We start from the raw sequence: 7,448 nt of genomic DNA on the forward strand, positions 1-7,448 counted from the left end.
CTTTTTAATTTTTTATAAAATGATTTAATGGTAACGTAATCTTAAAGAGTGTTCCTTTTCCCTCTTCACTCTCAACTTGAATGGTCCCATTATGTTCCTCAATAATTCGGTAGCTGACCATTAATCCTAATCCTGTACCTTTTTCTTTTGTGGTATAAAAGGGCTCTCCGAGTTTTACTATTTTATCCTTTGGAATACCCATTCCTTCATCTTGAATACATATTTGTATATTTTGTTCCTCTGTTTTATTTATCATAATTGTAATTTGTCCACCGCTCGGCATGACTTCAATAGCGTTTTTTATTAGATTAATAAAAACCTTTTTTAGTTGATTGGGCTCACAATAAACGAATGGCAACGAGGCCTCATAGTCTGTATGAAATTGGACATTGTATAACACTGCTTGAGCACTTAATAAATCAACCGTTTCCCTCATAATTTGACAGACGTCTTTCTCTTGAAATCTAATTTCCTGAGGTTTTGCTAGGATTAAGAACTCATTAATAATCGAATCAATTCTCGCTAACTCCGAGGTAATCACATCGTAGTACATAGAATGTTCAGCTTTAATACTAGGTTTTAGTATTTGAATAAACCCCTTCAATGCTGTCATGGGATTTCTAATTTCGTGTGCAATTCCAGCCGCAAGCTCACCAACAATACTTAATCGATCAGACTTTCTCAACTGCTCCTGCATTTTGGCTTTTTCCGTTACATCAATAATAACGGTTAAATTCAGACCATCAACTATTCGGCGCTTAGTTGAGTAATCAAAATGTTTCATTGTCCCGTCAATCATTTCAATTACAATAGTAGAACATTGCTTGCCAATTTGCATTGCTTGTTCGATATGATTCATAATTTCCTGTTTTTTCTCTTCTACAGAATTAAATAAATCTAATAGGGGCTTCCCAAACAGTCTATCTTTAGAAAGACCAAAGATTCTTTCACCAGAGTAATTGATATCGACAATTTGATACTCGTCGTTCCATAAAATCAATCCGTCCATTGAATCTTCGAATATTCTCCGGAATTTTTGTTCACCAGCCAATGCCTCGTTCTGTTTCGCTGTATTCTCCACTTATTCACCCGCCCCACGAAACCCAAAATAAGGTAATATCATATATCCTATATTCTACACTTTTAAATAAAATCCTTTTTTACTTGACAAATTTATTACATTGGAAAACTTAAAAAAGGTAAAGCGTAGAAATTCCCGCTTTACCTATACCATTTAAAGAAATGGATTTTCGTGCTTTGCTTTAAGACGCTGCCATCTTTTTTCAACTTCTGCTTCAAATTCTTCTAAGATTGATTTGTTTTCTTCTTTTAACATATGTTTTGTTTTTCCCATGTATTTAAGCCATTCAGAAATAGCCACACGTTTGTTTTTATCTTCTGGGTTATAGGTAATGCTGGTAACACCTTGCTCAATCTCATACAGAGGGAAGAAACATGAATTTACAGCTTGCTCCAAAATAGTAGTCCCATAACGATCCTCTGATTTCCAGTTAAGCGGGCAGGTAATCAGGATTTTACCATAAACAGTTCCAACATTTTGTGCATACCACTGTGCTTTCGCACCCTTTTTAACTAAGTCCTGCGGGAAGCTTTCCGAACCAGTAAATACGTAAGGGATATTTGTTGCCGCCATAATTTGCGCCGTATCCTTGTGATGGAATCCTTTTCCATTCTGTGCTTTCCCTACACCTGATGTGCTTGTCATATGACCCAATGGAGTAGAATAAGACATTTGTGAGCCAGTATTCATATAGCCTTCATTATCATACTCGAGCATAATCAACTTATGTCCACGAAGCGCAGTTCCTATGGCAGACCCCATTCCAATGTCCATTCCGCCGTCACCAGTTATCATGACAAACGTGGCATCGTCAGACATTTCGACTTCACCGCGGCGTTTTAATTCCATAAACGCTTCAAGTGTTCCAGATAACGTAGCGGCACCATTTTGGAATAAGTTATGCATCATAGTTTGTTTATGAGAACTGTGCGGATATGAAGTTGTTGTTACGTACGCACAGCCTGTTTGGAATAATGTAACGATGTCACCTTCAATTCCTTTAAAGAATAATTCCAATCCTCCAAATATTCCGCACCCAGGGCAGGCACCGTGTCCGGAAGCAATTCGCTTAGGCTTACCAGTCAATGCACGAAGAGGAGGTATTTTCACCTTTAGTTTGTTTGTTTCTTCATCCATTTTCACATCAATTAAACCAGATCTGTATACATCACCGTGCTGAGGTGTAATTACTGGCTTAAGAATTTTATCTGGATTACCAGGAACATGACCGTAATAATCAAATGGCTTTTCAGCATAGCCTTTTTCCATTGCATCGATGGCCATATCGAAGAACTTATGTGCATCAGAAGCGTAGAAATCCTTACCCCCTAGACCGAAAACTCGACTTAACACGATTGTTTGATTTTCGCGGTCTTCTTGAAGGGCAGATTTCACTTCATGTGTTAAATTTGGTCCATTTGCCCCATAGGAATCTGCACGTTCACCAACTAATAATGCTTTTACATTTTTAAGGGCCTCACGAATTTCCTTCGCTGGGAATGGACGGATAACATTCGGGCTGATTACTCCAGCCTTAATTCCTTTTGCACGTAATTTATCTACTACATCTTTAGCTGATTCACCAGCAGAGTTTAAGAGGAATAATGCAACCTCCGCATCTTCCATTTCATATAAATCGAGCACTGAGTATTCACGGCCGGATATACGGGCATATTCTGCTGCAACCTCTTTATATACCTCACCAGCAGCGTAAATTGCTTCAGATTGTTGGAAATTGTTATTGATTAGGTCATCACCATTCATATGAGCACCAATTGTTACTGGTTTTTTTGGATCTCTCGCAAAATGATAGTCTGTTGGACATTCACCAACAAATTTCTGCACGACACTACGATCCTTGAAATACTCAACTCTTCGCTTTTGATGAGAAGTGAAGAATCCATCGTAGGCAACGATAACCGGCAGACGGACCTTAGAATGTTCAGCAATTTTCAGAGCCATAATATTCATATCATAAACAGCTTGCGGCGTACTAGCAGTTAAGATAACCCAGCCAGTATTTAACGCAAAGTAAAGATCAGAATGATCTCCTCTTATATCAAGAGGTCCACTAACCGCACGTGTTACAAGATTCATAACCATAGGAAAGCGGGTTCCAGATTGAACTGGAAGCTGTTCAATCATATAAAGAAGACCATTTGCACTTGTTGCATTGAATACTCTTGCACCGGTAGCTGAAGCACCGTAGCAAATACCAGCAGAACCATGTTCACCATCAGCTGGAATCAGCTTAATATCATGCTCACCACGGGCTTTCATTTGGTCCAGAAATTGTGCTACTTCTGTAGAAGGTGTAATTGGGAAATACCCCATAATATGATAATTAATTTGCGCAGCTGCCATAGCAGCCATTTCATTTCCGGATTCAAATGTTGAAAGCTGGTCAGCGACCCCTTGACTCTTTAACTTATCTTCTAAAATTGCCATTATGAAATCCCCCCTGCTAGATACGGAAAGTTCTGTTTTACACGGTTTGCATCTGCATATCCAATCATTTCACGAAGATCACCTAATGCGTCAGTTGGACAAGCTTCAACACATTTTAAACAGCCCTTACAATATTGATAATCTATCCCTTTAAGGAACATTTGCTTTCTACCCTTCTTATCTTCGCCAGCTTCCCAAACGAAGCAATAGTCTGGACAGACATTATCGCAGGCAGCACAGTGGATACATTTATCCTGTTCAAACTGTGGAAGAAATCCTTGTCGTGAACCACTTAAATCTTTTAATATACTATTACCTTGAGTAGTCATTACCCCGCCGATTTCCTGGGTCATGTACCCTAATTGTGGCAATGGCCGAGAAAAACTTTTACCTTCTGCCCCTTCTGGCACATCATAGGATTTAAATTGAACTTCATTATAGCCACGGTCAAACGTACGAATATTTGGTTCAACTAAATGCGGGTATTTTTTTTCAAAAGTTTTGCGAATAACGTTTCTCATAGAATCAGGATCTAAAAAATCGCAAATACGATATAACGCACCGAGCATCGCAGTGTTTACTTTTGTCTTTTCTTCAACTGCAATCGTTAAAGCGTCGACAATAGCAAGTGTGCCATATTCTAACTTTAGATCCCTTTTCACTTCATCAAAATCTCTAGCTGAGTTTACAAGTGCGATTCCATCAGCATTTAATCCGCTAACGACATCGACTGTTCTATATAGTGCTTCATGAAATACAGCAACAATATGTGGCTGCTCTATTGGGCTGTGATCTCTTATTTCAACATCTGGATCACAATAACGGATAAAACTTTTAACAGGTGAACCTTTCTTTTCAGAGCCATATGATGAGAAATTAGATCCGTTCAAGCCTAGACCTAGCACTCCGGCCTCGGCTAACATTTTTCCAGCTAAATTTGCTCCAAGCCCCCCAATTGATTCAAGACGAATCTCAAAGAAACCAAGCTCATTTTTCTTTGGTAATATAGACATAATGTCCCTCCCCTTCTTATACAAAAAAACACAGAAAATACAAAAATATAAATTCCCCAAATTCATTGTAGGATATATCATTTTATTACGCTGTGACAAAAATCAAACATTAGCAAAATAATTCTATAACACCTTTAAAAAATTTAACCAAAACGTTATTTTATATGGTTTTTACTTAGCATATTATGTATATAACAGCTTTACTTCTGTGATATAACAGACACTTTTTATTCCGATTATGAATTTTAAAAAAAGTAGGATATAATATACTATTGTTTTAAATTTACCGAAGGAGTTTTACAATGAACGTTATTTGTTGTACCTTAAATGCTAAATATATACATACAAACTTAGCAATCCGCTGCTTAAAGGCTTTCGCTGCTCCGGAATTTAACATCCAATTAAAGGAATATACGATAAAGGATCCTGTTATGAACATCGTGTCAGACCTCTATCAGCAAAAACCAACAATTATTGGATTTAGTTGTTACATCTGGAACATTGAAGAAACCATTAAGGTTGTCAATATGATTAAAAAAATTGATCCTTCTATTCAGATTGTATTCGGTGGCCCTGAAGTATCTTATGATACTTTAGAATGGATGGAAAAACTTCCAAATGTCGACTTTATTGTGATGGGTGAGGGTGAACATTCATTTAAGCAGCTGCTTTCTGAATTGACGGGAGAGTGCAGCTATAAAAATGTCCATGGAATTGCCTATCGTGATAATGGAAAAGTAAAAGTTACACCCCAAATGAATAAGCTCGACCTAAAGGAACTACCATCCCCCTATCAATTCCCTGAAGATAAAGTGCATTTAGGTAAACGTGTCACCTATATTGAAACAAGCAGGGGTTGTCCATTTAACTGCCAATTTTGTCTTTCTTCCATTGAAGTAGGGGTACGTTATTTTGACAGGGAGAAAATCAAGGAAGATATTCGTTATCTTATGGCTAATGGGGCAAAGACGATTAAGTTTGTTGACCGTACATTTAATATTAGTAGAAGTTATGCGATGGAAATGTTTCGATTTTTAATTGATGAGCATCTTCCTGGAACAGTTTTTCAGTTTGAAATTACTGCTGACATCATGAGACCTGAGGTTATTGAATTTTTAAATAATGAAGCACCAAAAGGCTTATTTCGCTTTGAAATTGGTGTTCAATCAACAAATGATTATACAAATGAGCTTGTCATGCGGAAACAAAATTTTGCAAAACTAACAAGAACAGTTACTATGGTGAAGGATGGCAAAAAAATCGACCAGCACCTTGATTTAATCGCCGGTCTGCCTGAGGAAGATTATGCATCCTTTCGGAAAACGTTTAATGATGTTTTTGAACTTCGTCCAGAAGAATTACAGTTAGGTTTTTTGAAAATGCTTAGGGGAACTGGGCTTAGACTTCGTGCTACTGAACATGAGTATGTATATATGGATCATTCGCCATATGAAATTTTGGGGAATAATGTCCTGCCCTTTGATGATATTCTCAGAATCAAACAGGTGGAGGATGTGCTAGAAAAGTATTGGAATGACCATCGCATGAATCATACAATTGAGTATTTAGTAACGAACGTGTTTCCTTCACCTTTTGACTTTTTCCAGGAGTTTGGCTCCTTTTGGGATGGACAGGGTTGGTCAAGAATTGGCCATCAATTAGAAGATTTATTCCGTAGATTATACTCTTTCCTGGAATATCAGTCTGTGAGTGACCTTGACATTATTGCTGGGCTGATGAAATATGATTATTTAATAAACCATAAGTACAAGCCGCGAAAGCCTTGGTGGGAACAAAGCTTTACTAAACAAACTAGAACTGAAATTTATAAACATATTGTAGAAAAACCATCAATCCTAGGGAAGACCTACTTAGATCTAGGACTTGATGAGAAGGATTTATACAAGCATACAATGATTGAAGAGCTGTCCTTTAATCTTTCGGAATACTTATCATCTGGAAAAGTTTTAAAACAGCCTTCTAATTTAATCGCTTATTTTGATCCTGCAAACAAAGGAACACTAATCTTTTCATATATAGGATAAAGAAAGCCGGCATATAGCCGGCTTATTTCTTTTTTGATGACCTTTTATTGTCCTTGTTCGCATGAAGTACTTCATATAGCTTTATTCCATTTACGTCACCAAATTCAATACTAAATTCTTCACGTGTGTTTTGCACGCTTTTCTGCTCTTTCATTAACTTCTTCCTTTTTTTCCAAGTTTAGAATTACGGTTTGCAAATCTGATTGCGTTATTATTATCAGTAAATTCTGCTGAGAATTCACTTTCCTGTACATTCTTATGCGGCGTTTTAGAATATTTTTTTACTGCATCAAATTCTGCTTTTCGTTTAGCCATTTTTTCGTCCTCCTATCATTATGTTACATCTTTAGTTTTCTTCAAAAACAGGGATTCAATCACTTCCTTATTTTTCATAAATAAATTTGTGGATCAAGTGAAAAATAAAGAAAAATAGGAGTGAGAATGATGACCAATAAGAAAAAGCAAAAACCAGATAATCCAACGATGAACGAAACAATCCCACATCAAATTAATGCACCAAGTTTCGAAGGAACAGGAATTAAAATGCAGCCTCCATTCATAAATGAACATGGCGTTGTGATCGGAGATAGTTTATATTCTTCACCAAACTCTCCTTTGGAAAATTGGACTGAAAATACCGATCCAGAAATTATGGCCGGGGACGAATGGGTTCACCCAACAAATGATATTGGCTGGAATACAGCAGAAAATCGTGAATTGCTAGAGAGTAAAAAGAAACCCCAAGCCTATCCCTTCATGCACCCAGACAAGGATGTTAGTAAGGGCAGTGATTAAATAATGGCTGTGTGGAAGCTAATTTTATTTTGGCACTCTGTTGAATTGCAGCGTAAGGCACGAGAC

General features: G+C 37.2%; 7 protein-coding genes. 2 read left to right on the forward strand and 5 right to left on the reverse strand.

The features are described 5' to 3' along the window. Positions 1–4: 4 nt before the first annotated feature. The 3 genes from CHI06_RS27870 to CHI06_RS27880 form a co-directional block, all read right to left on the reverse strand. Positions 5–1,081, reverse strand: coding sequence for an ATP-binding protein (locus tag CHI06_RS27870; protein ID WP_257009492.1), 1,077 nt, complete (start codon positions 1,079–1,081; stop codon positions 5–7). 153 nt (positions 1,082–1,234) lie between these two features. Then, on the reverse strand, positions 1,235–3,529 hold the full coding sequence (locus CHI06_RS27875) for a thiamine pyrophosphate-dependent enzyme (RefSeq protein ID WP_095251890.1): 2,295 nt from the start codon (positions 3,527–3,529) through the stop codon (positions 1,235–1,237). Next, positions 3,529–4,542, reverse strand: coding sequence for a 2-oxoacid:acceptor oxidoreductase family protein (locus tag CHI06_RS27880; RefSeq protein WP_095251891.1), 1,014 nt, complete (start codon positions 4,540–4,542; stop codon positions 3,529–3,531). The genes CHI06_RS27875 and CHI06_RS27880 overlap by 1 nt, the downstream gene beginning before the upstream one ends. A 302-nt stretch (positions 4,543–4,844) precedes the next feature. Between CHI06_RS27880 and CHI06_RS27885 the strand changes: the two genes are divergently transcribed. Continuing rightward, positions 4,845–6,587 (forward strand): B12-binding domain-containing radical SAM protein, encoded by a 1,743-nt coding sequence (locus tag CHI06_RS27885; RefSeq protein ID WP_095251892.1) that lies wholly within the window; start codon positions 4,845–4,847, stop codon positions 6,585–6,587. Positions 6,588–6,609: 22 nt separating this feature from the next. On the opposite strand, the gene CHI06_RS30875 is transcribed toward CHI06_RS27885, so the two are convergent. After that, a complete protein-coding gene (locus CHI06_RS30875) occupies positions 6,610–6,741 on the reverse strand; it encodes a hypothetical protein (RefSeq protein WP_257009493.1) in 132 nt (43 codons plus the stop codon). Next, complete coding sequence (locus tag CHI06_RS30130; RefSeq protein ID WP_179158415.1) at positions 6,741–6,902, reverse strand: hypothetical protein; 162 nt, start codon at positions 6,900–6,902, stop codon at positions 6,741–6,743. The genes CHI06_RS30875 and CHI06_RS30130 overlap by 1 nt, the downstream gene beginning before the upstream one ends. A 129-nt stretch (positions 6,903–7,031) precedes the next feature. Between CHI06_RS30130 and CHI06_RS27890 the strand changes: the two genes are divergently transcribed. Further along, positions 7,032–7,382, forward strand: coding sequence for a DUF3905 domain-containing protein (locus tag CHI06_RS27890; protein ID WP_095251893.1), 351 nt, complete (start codon positions 7,032–7,034; stop codon positions 7,380–7,382). Positions 7,383–7,448 lie beyond the last annotated feature (66 nt).

Origin of the sequence: Bacillus sp. 7884-1 (assembly GCF_002272245.1) — a bacterium.
Classification (GTDB): domain Bacteria; phylum Bacillota; class Bacilli; order Bacillales; family Cytobacillaceae; genus Neobacillus.

Coding starts and splice junctions, on each gene's coding strand:
- CHI06_RS27875 (WP_095251890.1), bottom strand. CDS start 3,529: ATGGCAATTTTAGAAGATAAGTTAAAGAGTCAAGGGGTCGCTGACCAG.
- CHI06_RS27880 (WP_095251891.1), bottom strand. CDS start 4,542: ATGTCTATATTACCAAAGAAAAATGAGCTTGGTTTCTTTGAGATTCGT.
- CHI06_RS27885 (WP_095251892.1), top strand. CDS start 4,845: ATGAACGTTATTTGTTGTACCTTAAATGCTAAATATATACATACAAAC.
- CHI06_RS30875 (WP_257009493.1), bottom strand. CDS start 6,741: ATGAAAGAGCAGAAAAGCGTGCAAAACACACGTGAAGAATTTAGTATT.
- CHI06_RS30130 (WP_179158415.1), bottom strand. CDS start 6,902: ATGGCTAAACGAAAAGCAGAATTTGATGCAGTAAAAAAATATTCTAAA.
- CHI06_RS27890 (WP_095251893.1), top strand. CDS start 7,032: ATGACCAATAAGAAAAAGCAAAAACCAGATAATCCAACGATGAACGAA.